Origin of the sequence: Turicibacter faecis (assembly GCF_037076425.1) — a bacterium.
Lineage (GTDB): Bacteria > Bacillota_I > Bacilli_A > MOL361 > Turicibacteraceae > Turicibacter > Turicibacter faecis.
Map to the genome: position 1 here is coordinate 2365184 of NZ_AP028127.1, position 23133 is coordinate 2388316.

Sequence of the window (23133 nt, forward strand, 5' to 3'; positions counted from 1 at the left end):
TTTAGTCTCCTTTTTTCTGTTCAATTTTTTCAATAAGCTGAGAAACATCATTTTTTATCTTTTTAGAAGATTCTAATAACTCATTGGCTACAGACTTAACCTCTTCATTATCCGTTTGCGTTAAAACATTATTAATTAAAATCATCCAAACATCGCATTGTTGCATCACACGATGCAAGTAATCCTCATCTACACTCTTACCTATTAAGGTAGTCGGCTGTTCTGCACCTTCCGATTTAAGCGCAACTAAAATTTGTTGATAAACTTCCTCATAACTAGATAGGTAGGTAGCTTCCTTCTTCTCATCATAAACTAACTGTTGATGAACCTTTTTTTGAGTTTGATTAATTTTATTAATATTAGATTTCAATTCGTGAGTGATGTCATTCACGGATTTTTTTATTTTATTTCGTTCTCCATGTTCTAACTGATTTTTTGATAATGCAATGAGTCCACGTTGATGATTCAACATCTGATTTAAAAAATCGGCGTTTAAATCACCCATTTTTTCCTTGGCGCTTAAGCTATTTTGCATCTGTAAGTAAATAAGATCGACCTTTTTCAAATAATCTTGCTGTTTTAAACTTACGCCATCATTAGCAAACACGGTTATGGATAAAAAGAAAAATGAGAAACACACCAATAACGAATATTTAAACCATTTCATCTTATCACCACCTTCTTCATGATTCATTTCTTCCTTAGTATTCGGTTTTTAATCATTCTTTATGTAACGGTTTTAAAGAGGAAAAGTTGTCGAACTCCACTTGTATAATTTAACATTTTTCTCATTAAAAGTTAGCTATACTTAAACTACTGCAAAATCGAATCTTTTTAATTTCCCAACAACTTCAATACAACATATAGACAAGTTAAATTTTAATCGATAGTTTTATTCTATAAATATAATCTATTGATAGAATAATTTTATAAATTACCTATTGGAAAAAAGTATTTTTTAAGTTTAATAATAAAATATTATAAAATTAGTATTATTGTTTTTTTAAAATAGTCATACCATTTTCATGAAAATGGATCATCCAATGAGTTAAAAAAAGGTTAAAAGAAGATAAATAAATTCAATTTAGCGCGGAACTATTTAAAAAGAGAGCACAAATAGAGGAAAGAAGAAGTAAAAAAAAGCAGAGTAACTCCGAAAATCGTCTCTTTTGAATAACGTTAAAAGAACATCTGGAGAAATCACGATTAAAAAGTGTTTAAATTAATCTTCTCGTCCAATTTAGAAAGAGGAAATAAGGAAAGACTATTCAAAAAAAAGAAGATATTTTATAATAAGACTTAGAAAAACAAAACCTATTAGGAGTTGAAAGATAATGAAAAAAATAAATAAGCCAAAACTATCTACTGTTTTAATGGCAGGATCCGCTTTAGCTGCAGGGGTTGGAATTACACTTCTAACAAAAACAATGGTTAAATACAAAGAAAAAAAGGAAGAAGAAAAACAATTAAAAAGTTTAGAAGATGAAGAGTTCAATGATTTATTTGAATAATTAAAAGCACACCTACGAAGGTGTGCTTTTTTTGTCCACAAATTTATTTTGTTGTTTTTATTCTCTTCATTAAATTATCCTCAATTTAAAAAATTTTAAATTGGGGATAAAAAAATTTGCGCCTTATTAGCAACTGTGGATACTAAAAAAGCGATCGATATAAAAATTTAATATCCTCTATTCCAATTTTAATAGATGATTTATACACAGGAAAAAAGATTCCATCCTGAAGAAGAGAAATCTCCATCAACTTTTAATCTTATTAAACCGACTCACAATCTATTAAATTCAAAAAAACAAAGCTTTTTTATCCGTTGATTGTATCCATTATAAAAAATACGACAATCGATACATCAAGTATTTTTTATAAAAATAAAATCTGGGGATAATTATCCCCAGATTAACCTCTATCGTCTACCAAGAAGAGAATCGTTAAGTCCTTCTTTCTTGCGAATAAAAAGATGAGGCACGAATGACCTTTCAATTAAAGGAATCCCCAATTTCATTTTTTCTAAACTGAGGATAACCTGATGATCTTTCAATAGCAGACTTAATTTAACGATTCCCACTTCTTTTTTTATCTTCTCTCTTCTAGAAATGTCCCTATCTTCTCATTTTTTCTCTTTTCCTACATAATTTGTTTATAGAGAAACTGAAAAATGCTTCAATAAAGAATCCTAGATCTTTCACACCTAAAAATGGAGGTCATGAATGAAGTAATCCCGTATAACAGTAGACGATAAAAAGGTAAAAGACCTCTTCCTCTTTCCCTCCCCTTCACCATTCATTTTCATAATGGCTCCTAGCCATTTGCGAACTTCGGTGTATTGTTTCGGTTCTCAATAAAAATTTGTGAGGTGATTTTATGACCCTATTTTATATCAATTTGACGGCCCTTTTTGTTTTCCTTTTAAGCTATAAACTCGAACCACGAAGACTATTAAATGGTTTTCTCTTTAATATCCTTTTTTTAATAAATGCTTTAAACGTTGTCTATCTGGCAATACAGATTCCTAATCTCTTTATTATCTTCCTCCTCGGATTACTGCTTCTTAACCTTCTATTTTTTCTATTCTTCGGCATCTATATCCTAATTATCGCCCTCCTGATTAACGCTAAAATAGTCATGAAACGGGAGCGTAAAACCTTTGCGAACCTCCTCACGCTATTTCTAGCCCTTGGTCTCATCACCTTACTAGGATGCATTTTTATCTGCCTAATCTATCCGATTCCCCGAAAACTTCTTATTTTTCTCAGCGGGTTCGGCCTCGTTGCCTTCTACTATCTCTGCAATCTCCTAAGCTTCCTGAGTATTTCATTCCTCTTTTCAATCAGAAAACCTACTTACCATTATGATTACATTATTGTATTAGGCAGTGGTTTAATCAACAATAAAGTGCCCCCACTACTCGCTAGTCGTATCGATAAAGCTATCCAAATCTATCAGCACCAAAAAAGAAGTTCAACGCCTCCTATGCTCCTCTTTTCTGGAGGACAAGGCCCAAACGAAGAGATCCCCGAAGCGATTGCCATGCAACAATACGCCCTGAATCACAATATTCCCCTTGAACACACACTCGTCGAAACAAACTCCAAAAATACCTACCAAAACATGCAATTCTCTAAACAACTCATGGAAAAAAACCATCCTAACGGCTACCAGACCACCTTCGTAACCAACAATTATCATACCTTCCGTGCTAGCCTGTATGCCAAAGCCATTGGACTAAAAACAGCGGGAATTGGCTCTAAAACAGCAGCCTATTTTTTACCCAATGCTATGATTCGAGAATACATGGCACTCCTCATTATGAACAAAAAACGTCATCTTACCATTACACTCCTCTTTCTAATCTTCGGACTCCTACTAACCCTTTTTATCTAACAACATCCTATTCCTTTTCCAACCTCTCACCCTTTCCCCCATAAAAAAAGCACCCTACCTTATCACGGTGCTCCTTTTAATCCCTATAATTACTACCTACCAAACACCAACTTGGTTAATAATCCTCATCATTGTCTCGCTAAAAAAGGCCACCTACCTTATCACGGTGCCTCTTTTAATCCCTATAATTATTACCTACCAAACACCAATTTTGTTGATAATCCTCATCGTTGTCTCGCTAAAAAAGGCTGTCTACTTCATCGTGACGCCTTTTTTATCCGTGGAATCATTCCCTATCATCCTTTGACTTTGTGGACAACATGTCAACCATCTTCCATTAAAACAGCTAACCATATCCTTAATTGAAAATAAGAGGAGTAAATTTCAACTGATATTAACATCCCCAATCATAAAAAGGATTTAATTCATGTTCCACGTGGAACAAAAATTAAATCCTTTATTTTTTACATCGTCTGCTCACTATGTTTAGTTATAATCATTCGCTCTTCTGTTTCCCTATCAAAGAGATGGATTTGATCTGGATTTAAATAAATATCAATGATTTCTCCACCCGTCTTAGTTGTTGTTCCGTTAATACGTACCACCAGCATTTCTTCTGCTATTTTCACGTAAATATAACTTTCTGCCCCCATTAATTCAACCATGTCGATAACACCTGTAAGTTTAGTATCCCTTGTCGTCTTAGGCACTAAACTAATGTTCTCTGGTCGGACGCCTAAAATAACTTCCCTTCCAAAATATCCACTATTCATTAAATATTTCGCCTGTTCTGGTAATAAGGTTATCTTTTCGTTGCCGCCTAACATTGCAACAGTATTTTGATTCTTGATGACAATTCCATTAAAAAAATTCATTTGTGGACTTCCTATAAAACTTGCAACAAATTTATTTTTAGGATAATTATAAATATTTTGAGGTGTGTCTACCTGTTGAAGAATTCCCTTATTCATGACAACAATCCGCGTTCCCATCGTCATCGCCTCAGTCTGATCATGGGTCACATAAATAAATGTTGTTCCTAGTCTTTTATGTAACTTTGTAATCTCTGCTCTCATTTGGACACGTAGTTTAGCATCTAAATTCGATAACGGTTCATCCATCAAAAAAACCTTAGGTTGACGAACGATAGCACGCCCTAATGCGACCCGCTGCCTTTGTCCCCCTGATAAAGCCTTTGGCTTACGATCTAAAAGTGCCTCAATATCTAAAATTTTAGCTACCTCTCTGATCTTTTCATCAATCTCCTTCTTTGGAAACTTTCTCAATTTTAAGGCAAATGCCATATTATCATAAATGGACATATGAGGATATAAAGCATAATTTTGAAATACCATCGCAATATCTCTATCCTTCGGTTCAACATCAGTCACCAATTGATCCCCAATAAATAAATCCCCTTTAGAAATTTCCTCTAATCCCGCAATCATTCTTAACGTTGTTGACTTCCCACATCCAGATGGACCAACAAAAACAATAAACTCCTTATCCTTAATCTCTAAATTAAAATTACTAACCGCTGTTACCTCATCTTCGTATATTTTATAAATATTTTTTAGTGCTAATGTTGCCATCCTAACCTCTCCTAAACCAATGATTTCAATTTATTCTCTTCAATTATTTCATTCAATAAACTTGGATAGTCCGTAAAAATACCATCAACTTCCGCCCTAATTAACTCTCTCATATGAATTGGCGAGTTAACCGTATATACATTTACATCTAATTGATTTTGGTGGGCCTTTTCAATTAAATCCTTCGTTACCAATTTTAAATGGGGATGAATCGCATCAACCCGCAACGTTTTTGCATACTCAATGATTTGCTCCATCGGTTGATGATATAAGAATCCCGTCTTTATTGTTGCATCTATTTCTTTACATTTTTTTAAAGATTGAGGATTAAAACTCGAAAGTAATACTTTATGTTTAACCCCGTAACGTTGAATTAATTCAATGACCTCCTCTTCCATTCCAAAGTAAGAAATCACGTCTGTCTTTAACTCAATATTTATCGTGATTTCTTGTTCCTTCACCAACTCTAACACTTCCTCAAGTTTAGGAACATAACACTCCTCATGGTCAACAAAGCGTGCTTTTCTACATTTGAATGCCCTAATTTCATCTAATGTTAGGTCTTTAATTAAGCCTTTACCCTGCATCGTTCGTTCAACATCCTCGTCATGAATAACGACCAATTCACCATCTTTTGTCTGATGCACGTCAAATTCAAGTCCAGTCCCTCCACATCTAATTCCTTCCTTAAACGCGATTAATGTATTCTCCGGATAATCCCCGCTAGCCCCGCGGTGAGCAAAATTAATCATCCTATTCCCCCTTAATCAAATTCAATTTCCTCAATGCCTTATAAATTCCATTCAGATGGACCGAATCCGTAATATACGTTGCACGTGCTTTCAATGGATCACAACTATTCCCCATGGCAATCGAGTAATCTACTTCATCAAATATCTCCAAATCATTAAATCCATCTCCAAATGCATAATACATCATATTCTTCATTGTATTTCTTTCCTTCAAAAACTTTATAGCACTCCCTTTAGTGCAACATTTATTGAAAATATCATAGCCTTCCTCCACATCGATAAGTTTTACGAAGTTCAAGAGGGGGTAATTCTTTTTAAATTTCTCAATATCCTCCTGTTTAATATGGGCGTTGATTTGAAAAATTTCATATTCGTCTAACCGATTTAATACATCGTCTTCTAACAGGCTTATTGTCATATTATATTTTTGTGAAAAATGCCGCACCCAATCGTATTCTAACTTCCCCTTACTTTCCGTTAATAAATGAATACAATACGGCGTTTGAGTCTCCTCAAAATAACGTATTAATTGTCTACCTACCCCACAATCTATCGGTTTTTTATAAATGACCTCATCTCGCCTTGTAATCAGTGATCCGTTAGCTGAAATAATGGTTTCGAACATCTGATGAAAATTCTCCTGTTTGACCATTGCCAATGATCTACCTGTTGCAATTGCTAAGTCGATCTTATTATCCCGACTAAGCTTCTCAATTGCATTTAATGTTCCCTCACACATCTTGTTCTCACGTCGACAAACAAGGGTATTATCGACATCAAAAAATATCATCTTATTCATCTTTTCCTCCGGTAATTATCGATTGGCCTTATTGTATTTATCCAATGCCGTATTAATTGTTTTAGCTATATTTTCTATCGCCTTTTTCGTTGTTAATTCATTATTTAAAACTTTTTCAATGTTTTCCTCAATAGTTGCACGTGCTTCAGTTAAAACCCCGAGTAATGCTCCTGATTGATTGTTAGCTTCACGTAATTGGTTAATCGCTGTTTGAAATTCTTTATTATTATTCAAATGCTCAACCATACTTGGGATCTCATAAGCATCTTTTGTTACTGAAAAATATCCCGTTGCTTGTGCCCATTTCGCTTGGCTCTCCGGTGAAACCATGAATTTAATAAACTCAAAAGCAGCCTTGGATTTTTCATCATCACCATTATCCATCACCCATAAAGAAGCTCCACCAATTGAAACACCACCCGTATCTTGGCTATTTACTGAAGGAAAATAGGCCGTCCCTAATTCAAAGGAGTCATCAATTTTACTTTTAATATCAGTCAGGGAAGCCGTTGAGGCAATCATCATTGCTACTTTACCTGATGCAAAAGCATCCTTTATTGCATCCCCATCACGACCAAAACTAATAGCTGCCCCCGAGTCAATTAACTTCTTCCACCCGTCAATAATCGTCGCGGCCCCACCATTCTCATCAAATACAACCTCTGTTGCATTGCCGTCTCGTCCATTTCCTTCGTTCGCATAATCTAATCCCTGTTTCAATAAAAACTGTTCGAAGAACCATCCATAGATTTGCATCGCATATCCATAACGACCGTCTTCCGATAACTTGTTTGAGAATTCAATAATTTGATTAAAATCGGTAGGAGCTATTTCTGGATTGAGACCTACCTCCTCAAAGGCCGTTTTATTATAATAAAGAATCGGAGTTGATGTATTGAATGGCATTGAATATAGCTCACCATCAACGGTGTAATAGTCTATAATATTTTCCTCTAAATGAGAGATATCATATCCATCTTCATCAATTAACGCTTGCATCGGAATCGCATATCCACTATCCATCATCCATTTTGTCCCGATTTCATAAACCTGCATGATATCAGGGCCTGAATGACTAAGCGCTGAACTTTTTAATTTATTAATGGCATCATCATATTCCCCCTGAAACTCTGCAACCACCTGGATATCATCCTGTGAATCATTAAACTCTTTGACTAACTTATTAATAGCCTCTCCGCCTTTTCCCCCCATCGAATGCCAGAAGGTAATCTCTGTCCCTGATGCCTGGTTGCCCCCACTGCACCCGGTTAATAGGGTTATTCCTAAAATACCTGCTACTGCTAATACCTTTTTCTTCATTTTTATTCCTCCTTTTTTATCCCTTCACTGATCCTGCCGTCATTCCAGCGACCAGTGACTTTTGTCCAATCATAAACACTAATATAGATGGGATTAACACTAAAATTGCACCTGCCAATACCACTCCATAATTACTCCCTTCTGCAAATTGAAGCATGCTAATTCCAATCTGAACTGTTCGATTATTCCCATTATTTATAGTTAGTAATGGCCATAGATATTGATTCCAAGTTCCGATAAACGTATAAATAGATAATGAAGCAATCGCCGGTTTAGAAATTGGAATCAATATATTGATTAAAAATTTAAAATGATTACAACCATCAATCTTAGCCGCCTCCAGTAATTCCTTTGGAATTGTTAAATAGAATTGACGAATTAAAAAAATTCCCATAGCAGACGTTAGAAATGGAATAATTAATACATATAAGTGATCCGTCCACCCTAATGAACTAACAGTTAGAAAGTTAGAAATAATAGTTGTTTCCGCTGGAATCATCATCGTCGACAAAACCAATAAAAACAATAACCTCTTATATTTAAATTCATAAAAAGCAAAGGCATAGGCTGCTAGACTCGAAGTAATGACTTGGCCAATAGTTACCAAAATAGAAACCACTAAACTATTTATCAAAAATCGAAGTAACGGCACCGGATTTAAAGCCTCTTTATAATTCTCTACATTTAAATGACTTGGAAATAATTTAATTGGATATTGAGCCATTTCCCCTTGGGACATAAAACTTAACGAGAGTGCATACAGCAAGGGAGAAATAATCAATAAACCACAAATAATATTTAATCCGGTTAGGATGATACGATTTCTCTTATACATTTTCATTATTGGTAATGAACCCCCTTCTTCTCAAACTTAAACTGGACAAGTGTCACAATCAACATCATGACAAATAAAACAAGCGCCTGTGTACAAGCCGTTTCAAACCGTCCATTAAAGAAGGCTTCACGATAAATAGAATGGACAAGAACATTGGTTGAATCTCCGGGTCCACCTTGCGTTAACAACTTTATTTGCCCAAAAGCTTGAAAACTATTAATCAGATTCATAAAAATAACTAAAAACAGTTGGGGAGATATCATTGGAATAATAATATGCTTCAATTTGTGAAAGAAGCGTGCCCCATCAATTGCCGAACTTTCTAATAACTCACTTGGAATATTACGAAGACCTGTAGTTAAAAAAATAAAATTAATCCCTAAATTTAACCAAATCGTTACAATAGAAATAGAAAACAGTGCATAGTTAGGATCCGTTAACCAACCAATTTCCTTTCCCAAAATAAAATTTAAAACTCCATTCGTTGGATGAAAAATCATGGTCCAAATAGCGGCTGCGGGTGCAGAAGCAATGGCCATAGGTACCGAAAACATTAACTCATATACCCGATTTCCTTTTAATTTGTTGTTTGCTAATAAGGCTAAAATTAAACCGATGACTACTGATGGAATGGAAACTAACAATACAAATTGAAATGTCACCACCATTGAGCGGTAAAAATCCGGACTAGTAAATAATTCATTAAAGTTATCTAAACCTACAAATGCCTGGATTTCCCCACGTAAATTCGTTCGGGATAAACTTAGAATAATTGTTTTAATAAATGGATAAAACACAAAAACCGCAAATACCGAAAATGCAGGTATTAAATAAAAAACAGGCTCTAGTTTCCCTAATCCCAATCTTTTCTTTTTTTTCACGTTGTCCTCTTCCATAGGCATTATTCCCATTGAATACATTGCCCGTTTTTCCATACAAGCCCCTCCTAATTAAAATAAATATTACATTATTAACTATATCACCCGTATTTTAACTGTTCATGAATAAATTGTTAATTATTGTTAATTTACATTAATTATTTGATAACATTATTAATTAAACGTCGCTCCTGTATGAAAGAAAAAAAGCCAAACGATCCTCATCATCGTTTGGCTTTCCTATTATTCTTCTACAAACTCAATTATCCCTTTTCCTAATTTATTAATACGAGCGAGGGAATAAACCTCATATCCTTTATCCATTAACAATTGGCGTCCAGGTTGGAATGACTTTTCAATCACAATTCCAATCCCCGCTACTTGTGCCCCCGCTTCCTCAACCAAACGGATGGCTCCAAGTGCCGCTTCTCCATTTGCTAAAAAATCATCAATAATTAAAACTTTATCTTCGTTAGAAATATATTTCTTTGACAGTGTCAATTCATAATCCGTTGCCTTTGTAAAAGAATGAACTGTTGTTTGGTACACATCATCCTTTAATACTTTAGAGGCCTGCTTCTTTAATGTCACCATCGGTAAATCCATTTGGATCGCCGTCATGACAGTTGGAGCAATACCTGAACTTTCAATTGTAAAAATTTTCGTTACCCCATGGTCCATAAAATAATTTTTAAATTCTGTCCCAACCTCATACATTAACTGGGCATCCACCCCATGATTTAAGAAAGAATCAACCTTTAATACTGTTTCATTTAATGCCATTCCATCCTTTAAAATTCTATCTTTCAAACTCTTCATCTAAGCAACCTCAACTTTCTTAATCTGCACTTTTTTGGGTTTCATATCTTTTAAAACTAAATTTAACACAAGCGCCACAATCGTTCCCGTTGAAATTCCTGACGCAAAAATCATCTGCAAAGCCTCTGGTAATCCTGAAATAACTTCCGGTCTAAATGTCACTCCAAGACCTAATGCTAAAGAAGCGGCGATAATTAACAGATTACGATCGGTTAACTCTACACGACTCAATGTCTTAATCCCCGCAGCAGCTACCATACCAAACATCACTAATCCTACTCCACCAAGAACAGGTTGTGGAATACCATTGATAAGTCCCGCTAACTTAGGAAATAATCCTAGGCAGACTAATAAAATTCCCGCCATTAAGGCCACATGCTTACTCGCAACTTTTGTTAACGAAATTAATCCTACATTTTGACTAAATGATGTATTTGAGAAAGAACCAACAAGTCCTCCACAAATACTCCCCACTGCATCAGCTAAAATCCCTGAACTCATTTTCTTATCCGTCATCTCGACATCTGATGTTTCACCAATTGCTTTTAAACATCCAACCGTCTCAATTGTCGTCACAAAATAAGCCGGAATAAAGGCAAGCACGGCTTTCGCATCAAACGTAATCCCATACTCCAAAATATTCGGAATCGCAAACCAACTCGCCTCCGTCACCGCCGTAAAATCAACCAATCCTAACGGAATACAAATCACATACCCCACAGCCATCCCAATTAAAATTGCCGCGCTACTAATGATTCCTTTTCCATAGCGATTTAAGAGTAAGGTCACACACAGAACAATCATGGCAATTGAAATATTTAATAAACTTCCATAATCACTTGCACCACTTCCCCCTGCAGCCCAATCGATCGATACTGGTAAAAGGGTTAATCCAATCAAGCAAACGACCGTTCCTGTAACAAGCGGTGGAAATAACTTCATTAATGGCTTAATAAAGAAACTTAACACAACCTCGAACAATGAACCCAGGATCGTTGCCCCAACAATTCCCGCCATTCCAAGCGTTGAACCTACTGAAATCGCAGGTGAAACAAACGTAAAATCCGTTCCCATAATACAAGCTACTCGCGATCCAACAGGCCCGATTCCGCGAGCTTGAATAATTGTTGCAACACCAGCTGCCAAAATAGACGCACTAATTAAGGTCGTTGTCATCTGACTATCAAACCCTAAAGCCCCTGCAATAACAAGTGGTACCACGACAATCCCTGAAAATGCTGCAAATACGTGTTGCAATCCAAATAGCAATTTCTTTAAAAAAGCAGGATTATCCTCTACCCCATAAATTAAATTTGTCTGACGCTTCATCTCTTCCATACAACTCCACTCCTTTTTACTTTTATCTCCAAATAAAAAAGCAGCACCCACGTTGGCCGAGGTGCTGCTAAACAAGAGATGTCCCCATCTCTAGTCATCAACAACGCCTCGTAGTCCGCACTTTTACGGTTTGCAGGTAGAAACGCCCAGTCCATATCACCAGGTATATACGAGTCTTTATTTCATTTAATAAAGGTATTATAGTATGTCTGTGCAAAAAACACAACCTCTTCCTGGAAAATTTGTAAATTACTTCTCCTATTTTCATTTTTTACCCCCTTTCATAAAACTGTGGATAAAAAAAGACCGCGTTAGCAGTCCTTTCAATTATTAATGGTAGATTTAGTCTTACGTAAAAAAATGTCTTCTTCCTTTAACGGTAACACCTAACAATGTTAGCTGGATTGAACCTCCCACGACTAAAGTTACGAGTGTTCTTACGCTCTCCTAAAAGGTCCATTTATGACTTTAATTTAGAAAGTTGATCGTAAATAAATGTTGTACAACTAAAGATAGAAGCGATCGTCGCTGAAAATCCCACTAACATTAATAAAATTTCAAATTCATTAAATATATTAACGAATTCGATTCTTGTTATCCAAGAGATACTAAAAAATAAAGTAACGACTGAAGTCAAAAACAGAAGTATCCACAGCTTTAAATATTTTCCCATTTATTATCCTCCCTTTTCATGAGAAATGATTATTTTTATCTTAATCACTTCAACTATAAAATCAGCGGCGACATTCATTTACCACTTATACCTAATCCCCATGAATATATCATATTTTAATAAAATTTCCTAAGACTTGTGGCAAATTAGACAAAAAATGTTGCAGTTTGGATTTCCTCTTCATCTTCTGACCACCTTTTCTAACTTAATCAATAAAGATGGTTTCCTAAACATCACGATACCTCTTCATGAATGGATTAAACTCTAAAAAAAGTGGACGTCTCGTCCACTTTTTAATTCCATCGTAACCCTTTAGGATAATGATTCTTCAACATATGATTCGCAAGTTTCGCCCATCCAAGCGAATACCCATCGACGCAGATTAAATACCAACCTTTCTCACCTTCAAAAGGAAGGGTTCCTCCTCGTAGATACGTCGCGATTTCTTCACTATCTGCCGCAAGCGAGATGGAATGTTTAACATCTGCTTGATTTAATGAAAGCGCTAAGGCATGAGACGGTTCAAAACGATTCTTCTTCATCGTTCCCAAATGCCATCCCGCACGTACCACCTTTAATCCATCAAAAGATAGCATACCTGAGGGAACAATATACAACTGATCGCCAAATAAAACATAATCCCCTGAAGGAACATTGATAAACGTCTCCTTCGCAAACTCTAAATAGGGCGCTAGCTTCTTCTTATCCTTTAACGGTTTAACAAACTGACGTTTCGGTTCACGAACCTCAGGATCTTCCATCTTCTTTAAGACAGCCACATAATGCCCTTCCCCATGAACTCGATGTGGCCATAAACGATACGTTCGCTTAATCTCCTCCATCTCATACCCTGACCATTCCACTCGCCCTTCGCTAAATCCTTCATAACTATCCACAGATTCAATTTTAAACTCTGGATGTCGTTCAATGAATGAAGCAATCGCCTGCTCATTCTCCTCTGGTGCAAATGTACACGTTGAATAAACCATACGCCCACCTGGTCGTAACATCGTTGCCGCCTCTTCTAAAATATCCGCCTGACGGCTTGCACAATTCAATACATTATCAAGGCTCCACTCCTCTTGCGCTACCTCATCCTTTCTAAACATCCCCTCACCCGAACATGGCGCGTCTACGACGATTCGATCAAAAAAAGAAGGAAAATGCTTCGCTAACGTTTGAGGACTCTCATTTAACACAACTGCATTTTTAACCCCCATACGCTCAATATTTTGCGAAAGAATTTTAGCGCGTTGTGGATAAATTTCATTGGTAACTAACAATCCATCATTCTGTAACTGAGAAGCAAGATGCGTACTTTTTCCACCTGGCGCCGCACATAAATCCAACACACGCTCCCCAGGTAAAGCCCCTACAAACGTTCCAACCGACATCGCACTCGGTTCCTGAATATAATAAACTCCCGCTTCATGATACGGATGCTTTCCTGGACGATCAGCTTGCTGATAAAAAAAGCCTTCTAAAACCCATGGAATAGGTGTTAAATGCATATGATTTATCTTTATAAAATGATCCTTATCGGTTTTCAATAAATTAAGTCGTAACCCTAGTGATTTCTCCTGCTCATAACTTTTTATAAATAAATCATACTCATCTTGAAGTAACTCTTGCATCTTATCTAAAAAGTCCTTTGGTAATGACATCATCGCTCACCCTTTCCTAATGTTCCTAACTATCTATCGATTATAGTACAAAACGTCTCCCCATTAAAGAATCAGTGCATTGAAAATACTGGAAATTAGAGCGTTGATTCTCCATAAAGAAACTCCCTCTTATAACATAAAAAAAGGCGTTCTATTTGAACGCCTTTTAACTAGATTTTTTTAACGAATTCTGATTTTAAGCTCATCGCTCCAAATCCATCAATTTTACAATCGATATCGTGTCCATTTGTTGAATCATGAACTAAACGAATTCCCTTAACTTTAGTTCCTTGCTTAATCGCTGAAGAACTTCCTTTAACTTTTAAATCTTTAATAACTGTTACTGTATCTCCATCTGCTAATACATTTCCATTCGCATCACGAATTACATTCGCTTCTGCTGCTTCAGCATCTGCCGCTGGATTCCACTCGTAAGCACACATTGGACAAACTAACATACTTCCATCTTCGTAAGTATATTCTGAATTACATTTTGGGCAATTTGGTAAAGCTGACATCTAAATTCCTCCATTCAAGCAAATCTCATAACTCAATATCATATCATAAAATACCTATTTTTTCAAAGTTGTCCTATTAAACAACCCTTATCTGAATCATTTCTTTTCTAATCAACCCCATGTTTAAACAACTTCATCACTGTATAGATATAATTTGCACCTAATCATCCAAATTAATTCTTTCAATCCTTATTTCGTTATCTTCTACCCACAAAAATGCCATCGTTAAAGGTAAAGAAAATCGTCGTCTTCCACAACTTCCCGGATTTAAAAATAATACTCCCTCTCTTTCCTCCTGCTCATACCGATGAGAATGCCCATAGATCACCACATCTATTCCAGCTAACTTATCAGGAATATTCCTTTTATCATGCACAACATAAATCAAACACTGATTCATTTCTATTTCTAAATAATCTGGAAGATCCAATAAATCGTTATTGCCTCGCACGACAAATGTCTTAGTGATCTGATTTAACCTATTAATCACCTCTTCTCTTAAAACATTATGTGTATCAGAAATAATACCAATTTTCAAAAATATCATCCTCTCATTCTTACGTTCCACGTGGAACATTTAAATTTATCTTACTGATATGAAAAAAAATGCCACATGTAACACTCGGATCATCCAGCAATGAAAAGGGCACCGTTCAAATGATTAAGAACTAGAGGCTGCCTTCCTCTTCCATTATTTATAATAACTAGCTCCCTTTAATTATACTTCCAATGATTAAAAAATTTTTATCCTCTATACTCTGATAGAGTCTAGACTCCGTCAAAACAAATATTACTACCCTAACATCACTGTTTCAATTATTCTAATATTTTAGGTAATATGATGCCAATCTCTAGACCAATGATTATGAACACTCCTGAATCTAAACTAGAAGAGGCATTCGATAACTCCCTTGAAATTTCAGTAATAAGTACTTTAACTAAGAAAAAAATTTCTTCTCAAAGCTTCTTCCGTTAACATTAGTAATCTTATAGAAACCTAAACTATATTAAATGAAGTGATTCCAAAATGTCTGACTTATCTCCATTTTAAAATTTAATAAACTTAACTCGTTTATCGTTAGAAACAAATACTATGATGAGTATTGCTCTCTTGAAAAATCTACTTAATTTAAATCAACTATTATTATATGAAAATTTCATCTCGAATATTCACTCGCTCCATGACTGAATAATTTTAACTTTATTAACTTTATATTCAAATAAAATTAGCAACTACCGTTGGAATTATTATTCATTTATGCTCATCATAGCTCTAATCATTCTATCCTTAAAAATCTGACTAATCTACAAAAACTTTTTCTAAATCAAAGTTCTCTCAATGATTTTAGCATTTTAGAAAACCTCATTCACTTACATCAGCTACAATTAATAGATACAAATATCTCCAATCTAAATCCCATCAAAGAATTAACCCACTTAACCGATTTATCCCCTATATATGTATATCCAATGTTTTTGCCCTTCTTCATATAATTGTACAGACTTTCTGTGGATAACAATCATATATTATATAGAAACAGATATGTTTCAATTATTCTAATACTGGATGTGATACTATGCCAACCCCTAACTCAGGGATTGTTAATATCCCTGATCCCCAGTTAAAAGCTGCTATCTGTGAAGCCTTAGGAGTACCAACAACGACCGATTTAACGGAAGAAGAACTCTAACAGTTAACTACCTTAGACGCAAAAAATAGAAATATCTCTGATCTTACAGGATTAGGTCATCTCACAAACTTAGAAACGCTCGAACTACAAGGAAATCTAACTTCTTCAATCACAGAATTAGAACCACTAGTTAAACTACAAACACTTATCCTATCTAATAATCAAATATCATCACTAGAATTATCTCCATTAAAATACTTAAAAAACCTAACTCATTTGGAACTAGAAAATAATCAACTTATTACGATTTCAGATTTAGAGGGTTTAACAAAACTAACCTATTTATCCCTCGATCGAAATAATATCAGTGACATAACGCCTCTTAGACCGTTAGTCTCTCTTGAAACCTTAAAACTGATGGCTAATAACATTGGTACCATCAGAGCAATCGAAAATCTAACAAATTTAAAAAACTTAGATATTAGCCAAAATCGTATCAACAATATTACACCGTTAAAAGACCTACTTCAGCTTGAAAGTTTATCCATGTCTTATAACAAAATACGTGATATCTCTAGTTTACAAGATTTATCAAACTTAAAAGAACTCCAAGCAGGTGGAAATGAAATATCCGATATCTATGCTCTAGCAGACCTTCAAAATCTGGAACAATTAGAGCTTCCGATTAATCAAATTACTGATATTTCCCCCCTAGCAAATTTGAAAAACTTAAGTGACCCTGTCTTATATGACCAACAAATAACACTACCAACCCAAGTTTCCTATACACATAACCTTTCGGTGAGTAACCCTCTTATCAATCGCTTAAGCGAAACAATTCGACCATCTGAAATCAGCGATAATGGTCAATACAATTCTGCAACAAACTCGATCGAATGGACGAACCTTAATGGAAAGGGAACACTAAGTTTTATATTCAACGTTGATTATGCTAACCCCAGTAGTTTCTCTGGGATTGTTTATCAACCTTATTTAATTCTAAGTGGAGCCACTGGTCCAGCAGGACCTCAAGGGGCCACTGGGCAAACTGGTCCCCGTGGATTAACCGGAGCTACTGGACAAACCGGGGCTACTGGACAAACCGGTCCTCGTGGATTAACCGGAGCTACCGGACCTCAAGGGGATACTGGACAAACTGGTCCCCGTGGATTAACCGGTTCTACTGGACCTCAAGGAGCCACTGGACAAACTGGTCCTCGTGGATTAACCGGAGCTACCGGGCCTCAAGGTCCTCGTGGGGCTGAGTTTTCAGGTGATAATAGACAATATATTTCAAAACCTCATTCAGAACTCTCTATCCGTCCTAATGATTTTATTCCCGTCTATCCGATTTTGAATATCGATTTTGGGGACAATAATAATCTGCATTCTAGTAAATTACACACAACTATTGAACTTGATCCCCATTCTATCTACCTTATCACCTATCATACATCAGCCTATCACTGTCATAACTGTGATAACCTTCCTATTAGTGTAGAATTAATGACTAACTATAAAAGATGTCTGGGATCAAAAGCGATCGTTACCGCAGATGAAAGACAACTAGTCGAACTAAGTGGTACTATTGTCTTAAAAACCACGGATATCACTTCTCTATCTCTCGTTAATACATCTAAAATAGATGTGCATTTTATCTACACATCCATCGCAATCATTAAAGTTAATGAAGAATAATCCTCTTCATTCTTAAAAGGGATGAGTTGGCCTAATGGCACGACTCATCCCTTTTTGTATACCATCTAAACGTGATTCCCCCTATAAAACAGGACTCCAACGTATTGAATAGAATAAACTAAAAATTATTCCGACATGAGTAGCCCCCTTTACCTCTCCGTCATAAATATTCATCATTTTTCTGACATAAAATATACTTTCCAATCCCTCTTGCTACCCCATCCTGACTTACGCTATCTGTTACCTGCTTAGCATGCCTCTTTACATTCTCTGCAGCATTCCCCATCGCAATGCCACATCCGACTGTAGCAAGCATCTCAATATCATTTTCCCCATCACCAAAAGCATAGCTCTCCTCAATCGGAAGATTCAAATACTCCAGCGCTTTTAAAATTCCAGTTGCCTTATGATTCTCTTTATAATAGACCTCTAAATGACTAGGGTGAATACTGTGAAAAAAGCCATACTCTTCATAGTTTTTTAACCATTCCTTGCATTCCTCTATCACTTCACTCGTCTTCCCAAATATTTCGAATTTATAAATCTCTAAGTCTTCTAAACGATACTCACTCTCAAAGTAGCTTCTTGGAATATGAATACTCTCATAAAACTCATAAAACTCCTGACTCTTTTTATCCAAATAACTGTTTCTTTCACCAACTAATACATATTGGATTCCCTTATCATCCAATATGTCAGCAAACATCTTCACAAACCGTTTATCCATCGCTTGATTATAAACAACCTGATCCCTAACAATAACCTGCGCACCATTAACTAATACATATCCATCAAAACCAAAGTTTCTTATCTCCTCATCTAAAAAAGAATATGGCCTTCCAGTCGCAATAAAAACAAAATTTCCTTCATCCTGTAACTGACGAATAGCACGTTTAACCCGCGACGAAATCTGCGTCACTCCATTCAATGTATCAATCAACGTCCCATCAATATCGAAAAATATAGCCTTCATCAATTCACTCCTCCTTCACCACTACTATATCTTGCCCCTCTTATTTTCGTCAATCAAAGAGATAAAGACTGATACATTGTTCCTAAACTTCCCCTTAATTTCACATCAATCTGAAATCATTTGACACGTTTTATTCTTCCTCAAGATGCCGGTCATCTACAATCGAAAGAATCTCATCAATATAATTAATATTTTTCCTATAATCTTTTTTAAAAATAGAACTAAATAAGACGTCTAACATATATTGCATCGCAATGTGTGAAGAAAAATGAGAAATACGATTCTTAAAATCTTCTCGATCACTTAAATATAATCGGTTCTTAATCGCACCATTTGAAGTTGTATTTCCTATCCGACCTACTAAAATCATTTCGACTTTATTTCTACTCAACATCTCTATAATATCCGGTAAAAAGACAGCTCTCCCCGAATAAGAAAGTAACATAGCCACATGCTTACTATTAGATGCTGCTGCTGTATATCGTTGTTCATAAAAAGATTTTGGACAATTGACAACGCGTCCAATTGTCCTCATTTTATCTTGAAAATTCTCCGCAATATTTAAATTGTGAGCATAGGTATAAATATCAATAACATCCGCCACATGCAATAAATTAACACACCTCTCTAGCATGTCCACATCAATAGAATGGAACGTGTCCCTCACAGTAGCCTCGTACAAATCTAACAAACGTTTAGCAACCATAGCATGATTATCTGTTTCTAAAAACGGAAAATTCGCATCAATAGATTTATCCTTTGTACCCAGTGATAAATCTTGAATCAACTTTAACTTTAGTCCATTATATCCATCAAAACCTAACTTTTTACAAAAACGGTGAATCCCCGATTTTGAAATAAAAGTCTGATTAGCCAGTTCCTGAATAGATAATTTTTGAATTAACCTTTTATTCTTTATAATAAATTGTGCCAATTTGTACTCGGTCGGCGTCAACCTATCGCAACACTTAACCATATTCTCAAAAGTCATTCCATCACCTTCTCCTAAAAATTAAAAAAAGGAGTTACATAACTCCATTAATGATTACTTATGATACGGTTCATTATGATTAATACGATATGCTCGATACACCTGCTCTAATAAAATCAATTTAAAGAGTTGATGGGGAAAGGTCATCTTTGAAAAGCATAACTTATAATTTGCTCGCTTCTTCACCTCGTCAGATAGGCCCAAAGATCCACCGATAATAAAGGCTACATTACTCTCCCCTCTTAAGGCTAACTGGCTTAACTGTGTTGCAAATTGCTCTGATGTTTTCATTTCCCCCTGTAAATCCATAGCGATAACATACATATTATCTTTTACCTTATTTAAAATTAGTTTTCCTTCCTTCTCCTTAATCAATTCCATCTCCCGCATAGAAGCCTGATCTGGCGTTTTCTCATCTGGAACCTCAACCATTGTTAATTTACAATATCTTGATAATCGCTTTGAAAACTCATCAATTCCTAACTTAATATATTTCTCCTTAATCTTACCAACAGAAATAATCGTAATATTCATAACATAACGCCTCCAATTTGCTCCTAATACTATTTAAAAGCAAGTTCTCTCTCCTAGAAATCCTCTTCGTCTTCAATCATCATACCCTCTATAATTTTATACACAGCCTCCTGCTTGCAATAATCACAACTATGACTAAGCTCCACTTCCACCAAAATAGGCAGCTTTCCATACTCATCTAAATATCGATCCATTGCCTCTTCAATATGTTCTAAACAACTATACATAAAACCCCTCCTATTATAATTGAATAACCTTAGATGGTTGCATCGGATATGTCATATACAAATTTAAACAATCCAAATTAATATTTTCTTCTCGTAACACATGTCGGACCGTCATCATAGCCAAATCAGGTAAATTCGCCTCTTGACTCAAATGGGCTAAATAAATATGTTTTGTTTTATCCCCGATTAACTGACTCATCGCATAAGCCGAATCTTCATTTGATAAATGGCCGCAGTCATCTAAAATACGTTGCTTTAAAGCCCATGGACGATTACACATCTGAAGCATCTCCACATTATGATTCGTCTCCATAATATAAACATCCGCATTACCGAGGGTTTTTAAAATATCTCCTGTAATATATCCTGTATCAGTCACATAAACCAGTCTCTTATCTTCCTGTTGAATCATATATCCAACAGGATCAACCGCATCATGAGAAATTCGGAAGGGCATCACAGATAAATCGCCTAGCTGTATCCACTGATCTTTTTCGACGGCCATCGTTTGTTCTACATCAGGTTTAATAATTTTTTTTCGATACATTTCCTCAATTGTCTTCTGTGTTGCACATACGTTTAACTTCCATTTTCGTGTACAAACACCAACACCTTTAATATGATCACTATGTTCATGAGTAATCAAAATATGCTCTATTTTATTTTCATCAAAACCACTTTGTTTAATTAATTCCTGTAACTTTTTTAAAGATAAACCATTATCTATTAAAATTGCCGTTTGGTCGGTTTCTATAATTGTCGCGTTTCCTACACTGCCGCTTGACAACACACAGATTTTCATTCTATCACCCGATTTCAACACATTTTTCTTAATGATTCATTTTAACATTTTTATTCCGTTTAATCTAGTCCTACGCTAAAAACATTCTTTTCCTCAAAAAAAGGAGCTTTCGCTCCTCCTTTAATCTCTATTTAATTACCTCAAGATTACGCATATATGGACGTAAAGCTTCCGGAATTACGATGCTTCCATCTGCTTGCTGATAATTTTCAATAATAGCGGCAACCGTACGACCAATTGCTAAACCTGAACCATTTAATGTATGAACAAATTCAGGTTTAGCCTTCGCATCGCGACGGAACTTGATGTTAGCGCGACGTGCTTGGAAATCTTCAAAATTTGAACAAGAAGAAATCTCTTTATACGCATGATAAGATGGCAACCAAACCTCAATATCATATGTTTTTGCTGCCGAGAATCCAATATCTCCTGTACATAACTCAATTACTCGATAAGGTAACCCTAATAATTGTAATACTTTCTCAGCATTAGCCGTTAAACTTTCTAACTCTTGATATGAATCTTCTGGCTTAACAAACTTCACTAATTCTACCTTATTAAATTGATGCTGACGAATAATTCCTCGTGTATCTCGTCCCGCTGATCCAGCCTCAGCACGGAAACATGGACTATAAGCTGTATATTTAATCGGTAACTGTTCACCATTTAGAATCTCATCGCGGTGTAAATTTGTAACCGGAACCTCTGCTGTTGGGATAAGGAAATAATCTGAATCTACTAGCTTAAACGCATCTTCTTCAAATTTAGGTAATTGTCCCGTCCCTGTCATACTCGCACGGTTCACAATAACCGGAGGTAAAATTTCCGTATATCCATGATCTCCCGTATGTAAATCTAACATAAAACTAATTAAGGCACGCTCTAAACGCGCTCCTAATCCTTTATAAACCGCAAAACGACTTCCCGTGATTTTCCCAGCACGTTCAAAATCAATAATATCTAACTCAGTAACTAAATCCCAGTGAGCTTTTGGTTCGAAATCAAAATGAGTTGGCTCTCCATATTTACGAATTTCTACGTTATCATTTTCATCTTTCCCAATAGCAATTGTTCCACATGGAACATTTGGGGTAATTAATAATAAATTTTTAATTTCTTCATCAATTTGACGTAATTTTTCATCTAATTCTTTAACTTTTTCACCAACACCATTCATTTGTGCAAGTAATTCAGACGCATCCTTTTTTTCACGTTTATATTGACCAATTAATTTTGATACCTCATTACGATTTGATTTTAATTGTTCAACCTCTAAAATAATATTTTTACGTTGCTCGTCTAATTCAGTGATTTTATTTAAATAACTGAAATCACCACCGCGTGTCCCTAAACGCTCAATCGTGCCTTGTAAATCTTCTCTTACTCGTTTTAAATCTAACATCGATATTCCTCCTATAAGCTCATTTGATTAGTTAGTTCAAACGCAAAAAAGTCCCGTCCCCTGACTTAGGGACGAGACTTAACCCGCGTTGCCACCCTAGTTGCTTATCAACAGATTCATAACAAATCATTTGATAAAACCACTTGTAAAGATAACGGTTAAACCGTGAATGAATACTAAATTTCTTCATTCCACTCCTAGGTTGATTCCTTATTACTTACTGTTCAGTTTCCACCGACCACTGACTCTCTAGGCAATAAAAGTAAAAAGTACTACTCCTAATCAATGCTT

21 protein-coding genes, 1 riboswitch and 1 other annotated feature (1 of these 23 running past the window's edge) are annotated in these 23133 nt (G+C 35.5%); of the genes, 3 read left to right on the forward strand and 18 right to left on the reverse strand.

All coding sequences use genetic code 11. The annotated features are described in order from the left end of the window. Position 1: 1 nt before the first annotated feature. Entirely contained in the window at positions 2 to 667 is a 666-nt protein-coding gene (locus AACH31_RS11500) for a DUF305 domain-containing protein (RefSeq protein WP_161831476.1), read from the reverse strand. A gap of 667 nt (positions 668 to 1334) precedes the next feature. On the opposite strand from AACH31_RS11500, the gene AACH31_RS11505 reads away from it, so the two are divergent. Both AACH31_RS11505 and AACH31_RS11510 read left to right on the forward strand, forming a co-directional pair. Next, positions 1335 to 1511, forward strand: a complete 177-nt coding sequence (locus AACH31_RS11505) for a hypothetical protein (protein WP_161831474.1) — start codon at positions 1335 to 1337, stop codon at positions 1509 to 1511. A gap of 865 nt (positions 1512 to 2376) precedes the next feature. Continuing rightward, on the forward strand, positions 2377 to 3396 hold the full coding sequence (locus AACH31_RS11510; protein ID WP_262950768.1) for a YdcF family protein: 1020 nt from the start codon (positions 2377 to 2379) through the stop codon (positions 3394 to 3396). Between the two features lie 464 nt (positions 3397 to 3860). Here the strand turns inward: AACH31_RS11510 and AACH31_RS11515 are convergent, their stop codons facing one another. The 11 genes from AACH31_RS11515 to AACH31_RS11565 form a co-directional block, all read right to left on the reverse strand. Further along, positions 3861 to 4988 (reverse strand): ABC transporter ATP-binding protein, encoded by a 1128-nt coding sequence (locus tag AACH31_RS11515; RefSeq protein ID WP_262950767.1) that lies wholly within the window; start codon positions 4986 to 4988, stop codon positions 3861 to 3863. Between the two features lie 11 nt (positions 4989 to 4999). Further along, complete coding sequence (locus tag AACH31_RS11520) at positions 5000 to 5740, reverse strand: glycerophosphodiester phosphodiesterase (protein ID WP_262950766.1); 741 nt, start codon at positions 5738 to 5740, stop codon at positions 5000 to 5002. A gap of 1 nt (position 5741) precedes the next feature. After that, positions 5742 to 6539 (reverse strand): HAD family hydrolase, encoded by a 798-nt coding sequence (locus tag AACH31_RS11525; RefSeq protein WP_338617684.1) that lies wholly within the window; start codon positions 6537 to 6539, stop codon positions 5742 to 5744. Positions 6540 to 6554: 15 nt separating this feature from the next. Further along, complete coding sequence (locus AACH31_RS11530; RefSeq protein WP_262950764.1) at positions 6555 to 7859, reverse strand: ABC transporter substrate-binding protein; 1305 nt, start codon at positions 7857 to 7859, stop codon at positions 6555 to 6557. A 16-nt stretch (positions 7860 to 7875) separates the two neighbouring features. Further along, on the reverse strand, positions 7876 to 8700 hold the full coding sequence (locus tag AACH31_RS11535; protein WP_338617687.1) for a carbohydrate ABC transporter permease: 825 nt from the start codon (positions 8698 to 8700) through the stop codon (positions 7876 to 7878). Beyond that, positions 8700 to 9629 carry a carbohydrate ABC transporter permease gene (locus AACH31_RS11540; RefSeq protein WP_262950762.1) on the reverse strand — a complete coding sequence of 310 codons (930 nt, stop codon included), beginning with the start codon at positions 9627 to 9629 and terminating at the stop codon, positions 8700 to 8702. The genes AACH31_RS11535 and AACH31_RS11540 overlap by 1 nt, the downstream gene beginning before the upstream one ends. A gap of 186 nt (positions 9630 to 9815) precedes the next feature. Continuing rightward, entirely contained in the window at positions 9816 to 10391 is a 576-nt protein-coding gene (locus AACH31_RS11545; RefSeq protein WP_338617690.1) for a xanthine phosphoribosyltransferase, read from the reverse strand. Continuing rightward, positions 10392 to 11729, reverse strand: a complete 1338-nt coding sequence (locus AACH31_RS11550; RefSeq protein WP_338617692.1) for a nucleobase:cation symporter-2 family protein — start codon at positions 11727 to 11729, stop codon at positions 10392 to 10394. It abuts the gene before it with no gap. A 91-nt stretch (positions 11730 to 11820) separates the two neighbouring features. Next, positions 11821 to 11922: riboswitch (purine riboswitch) on the reverse strand. A 773-nt stretch (positions 11923 to 12695) separates the two neighbouring features. Further along, on the reverse strand, positions 12696 to 14066 hold the full coding sequence (locus tag AACH31_RS11555; RefSeq protein WP_338617694.1) for an RsmF rRNA methyltransferase first C-terminal domain-containing protein: 1371 nt from the start codon (positions 14064 to 14066) through the stop codon (positions 12696 to 12698). A 170-nt stretch (positions 14067 to 14236) separates the two neighbouring features. After that, a complete protein-coding gene (locus AACH31_RS11560; RefSeq protein WP_161831466.1) occupies positions 14237 to 14584 on the reverse strand; it encodes a zinc ribbon domain-containing protein YjdM in 348 nt (115 codons plus the stop codon). 160 nt (positions 14585 to 14744) lie between these two features. After that, a complete protein-coding gene (locus tag AACH31_RS11565; RefSeq protein ID WP_338617696.1) occupies positions 14745 to 15122 on the reverse strand; it encodes a metallophosphoesterase family protein in 378 nt (125 codons plus the stop codon). Positions 15123 to 16383: 1261 nt separating this feature from the next. Between AACH31_RS11565 and AACH31_RS11570 the strand changes: the two genes are divergently transcribed. Next, positions 16384 to 17913: a leucine-rich repeat domain-containing protein gene (locus AACH31_RS11570; protein ID WP_338618114.1), complete on the forward strand. Its 1530-nt coding sequence runs from the start codon at positions 16384 to 16386 to the stop codon at positions 17911 to 17913. 160 nt (positions 17914 to 18073) lie between these two features. Here the strand turns inward: AACH31_RS11570 and AACH31_RS11575 are convergent, their stop codons facing one another. The 6 genes from AACH31_RS11575 to serS all read right to left on the reverse strand — a co-directional run bounded on the left by AACH31_RS11575 (position 18074) and on the right by serS (position 22842). Next, on the reverse strand, positions 18074 to 18886 hold the full coding sequence (locus tag AACH31_RS11575; protein ID WP_338506496.1) for an HAD family hydrolase: 813 nt from the start codon (positions 18884 to 18886) through the stop codon (positions 18074 to 18076). 130 nt (positions 18887 to 19016) lie between these two features. Next, positions 19017 to 19877 (reverse strand): MurR/RpiR family transcriptional regulator, encoded by an 861-nt coding sequence (locus tag AACH31_RS11580; RefSeq protein ID WP_320100822.1) that lies wholly within the window; start codon positions 19875 to 19877, stop codon positions 19017 to 19019. Between the two features lie 54 nt (positions 19878 to 19931). Continuing rightward, a complete protein-coding gene (rlmH, locus tag AACH31_RS11585; RefSeq protein WP_338506492.1) occupies positions 19932 to 20411 on the reverse strand; it encodes a 23S rRNA (pseudouridine(1915)-N(3))-methyltransferase RlmH in 480 nt (159 codons plus the stop codon). A 53-nt stretch (positions 20412 to 20464) separates the two neighbouring features. Continuing rightward, the gene (locus AACH31_RS11590; protein WP_161831454.1) at positions 20465 to 20638 is read right to left on the reverse strand and encodes a CxxH/CxxC protein; all 174 of its coding nucleotides are present in this window, start codon (positions 20636 to 20638) and stop codon (positions 20465 to 20467) included. Between the two features lie 13 nt (positions 20639 to 20651). Next, entirely contained in the window at positions 20652 to 21440 is a 789-nt protein-coding gene (locus AACH31_RS11595; protein WP_161831452.1) for an MBL fold metallo-hydrolase, read from the reverse strand. A 127-nt stretch (positions 21441 to 21567) separates the two neighbouring features. Then, positions 21568 to 22842: a serine--tRNA ligase gene (gene serS / locus AACH31_RS11600; RefSeq protein ID WP_161831450.1), complete on the reverse strand. Its 1275-nt coding sequence runs from the start codon at positions 22840 to 22842 to the stop codon at positions 21568 to 21570. Between the two features lie 64 nt (positions 22843 to 22906). Next, positions 22907 to 23133 (reverse strand) — a binding site (T-box leader) (it continues 4 nt past the right edge of the window).

Bases quoted from the DNA above. Each gene is read 5' to 3' on its own strand.
- AACH31_RS11500 (WP_161831476.1), bottom strand. From the start codon at position 667: ATGAAATGGTTTAAATATTCGTTATTGGTGTGTTTCTCATTTTTCTTT.
- AACH31_RS11505 (WP_161831474.1), top strand. From the start codon at position 1,335: ATGAAAAAAATAAATAAGCCAAAACTATCTACTGTTTTAATGGCAGGA.
- AACH31_RS11510 (WP_262950768.1), top strand. From the start codon at position 2,377: ATGACCCTATTTTATATCAATTTGACGGCCCTTTTTGTTTTCCTTTTA.
- AACH31_RS11515 (WP_262950767.1), bottom strand. From the start codon at position 4,988: ATGGCAACATTAGCACTAAAAAATATTTATAAAATATACGAAGATGAG.
- AACH31_RS11520 (WP_262950766.1), bottom strand. From the start codon at position 5,740: ATGATTAATTTTGCTCACCGCGGGGCTAGCGGGGATTATCCGGAGAAT.
- AACH31_RS11525 (WP_338617684.1), bottom strand. From the start codon at position 6,539: ATGAATAAGATGATATTTTTTGATGTCGATAATACCCTTGTTTGTCGA.
- AACH31_RS11530 (WP_262950764.1), bottom strand. From the start codon at position 7,859: ATGAAGAAAAAGGTATTAGCAGTAGCAGGTATTTTAGGAATAACCCTA.
- AACH31_RS11535 (WP_338617687.1), bottom strand. From the start codon at position 8,700: ATGAAAATGTATAAGAGAAATCGTATCATCCTAACCGGATTAAATATT.
- AACH31_RS11540 (WP_262950762.1), bottom strand. From the start codon at position 9,629: ATGGAAAAACGGGCAATGTATTCAATGGGAATAATGCCTATGGAAGAG.
- AACH31_RS11545 (WP_338617690.1), bottom strand. From the start codon at position 10,391: ATGAAGAGTTTGAAAGATAGAATTTTAAAGGATGGAATGGCATTAAAT.
- AACH31_RS11550 (WP_338617692.1), bottom strand. From the start codon at position 11,729: ATGGAAGAGATGAAGCGTCAGACAAATTTAATTTATGGGGTAGAGGAT.
- AACH31_RS11555 (WP_338617694.1), bottom strand. From the start codon at position 14,066: ATGTCATTACCAAAGGACTTTTTAGATAAGATGCAAGAGTTACTTCAA.
- AACH31_RS11560 (WP_161831466.1), bottom strand. From the start codon at position 14,584: ATGTCAGCTTTACCAAATTGCCCAAAATGTAATTCAGAATATACTTAC.
- AACH31_RS11575 (WP_338506496.1), bottom strand. From the start codon at position 18,886: ATGAAGGCTATATTTTTCGATATTGATGGGACGTTGATTGATACATTG.
- AACH31_RS11580 (WP_320100822.1), bottom strand. From the start codon at position 19,877: ATGACTTTTGAGAATATGGTTAAGTGTTGCGATAGGTTGACGCCGACC.
- rlmH (WP_338506492.1), bottom strand. From the start codon at position 20,411: ATGAATATTACGATTATTTCTGTTGGTAAGATTAAGGAGAAATATATT.
- AACH31_RS11590 (WP_161831454.1), bottom strand. From the start codon at position 20,638: ATGTATAGTTGTTTAGAACATATTGAAGAGGCAATGGATCGATATTTA.
- AACH31_RS11595 (WP_161831452.1), bottom strand. From the start codon at position 21,440: ATGAAAATCTGTGTGTTGTCAAGCGGCAGTGTAGGAAACGCGACAATT.
- serS (WP_161831450.1), bottom strand. From the start codon at position 22,842: ATGTTAGATTTAAAACGAGTAAGAGAAGATTTACAAGGCACGATTGAG.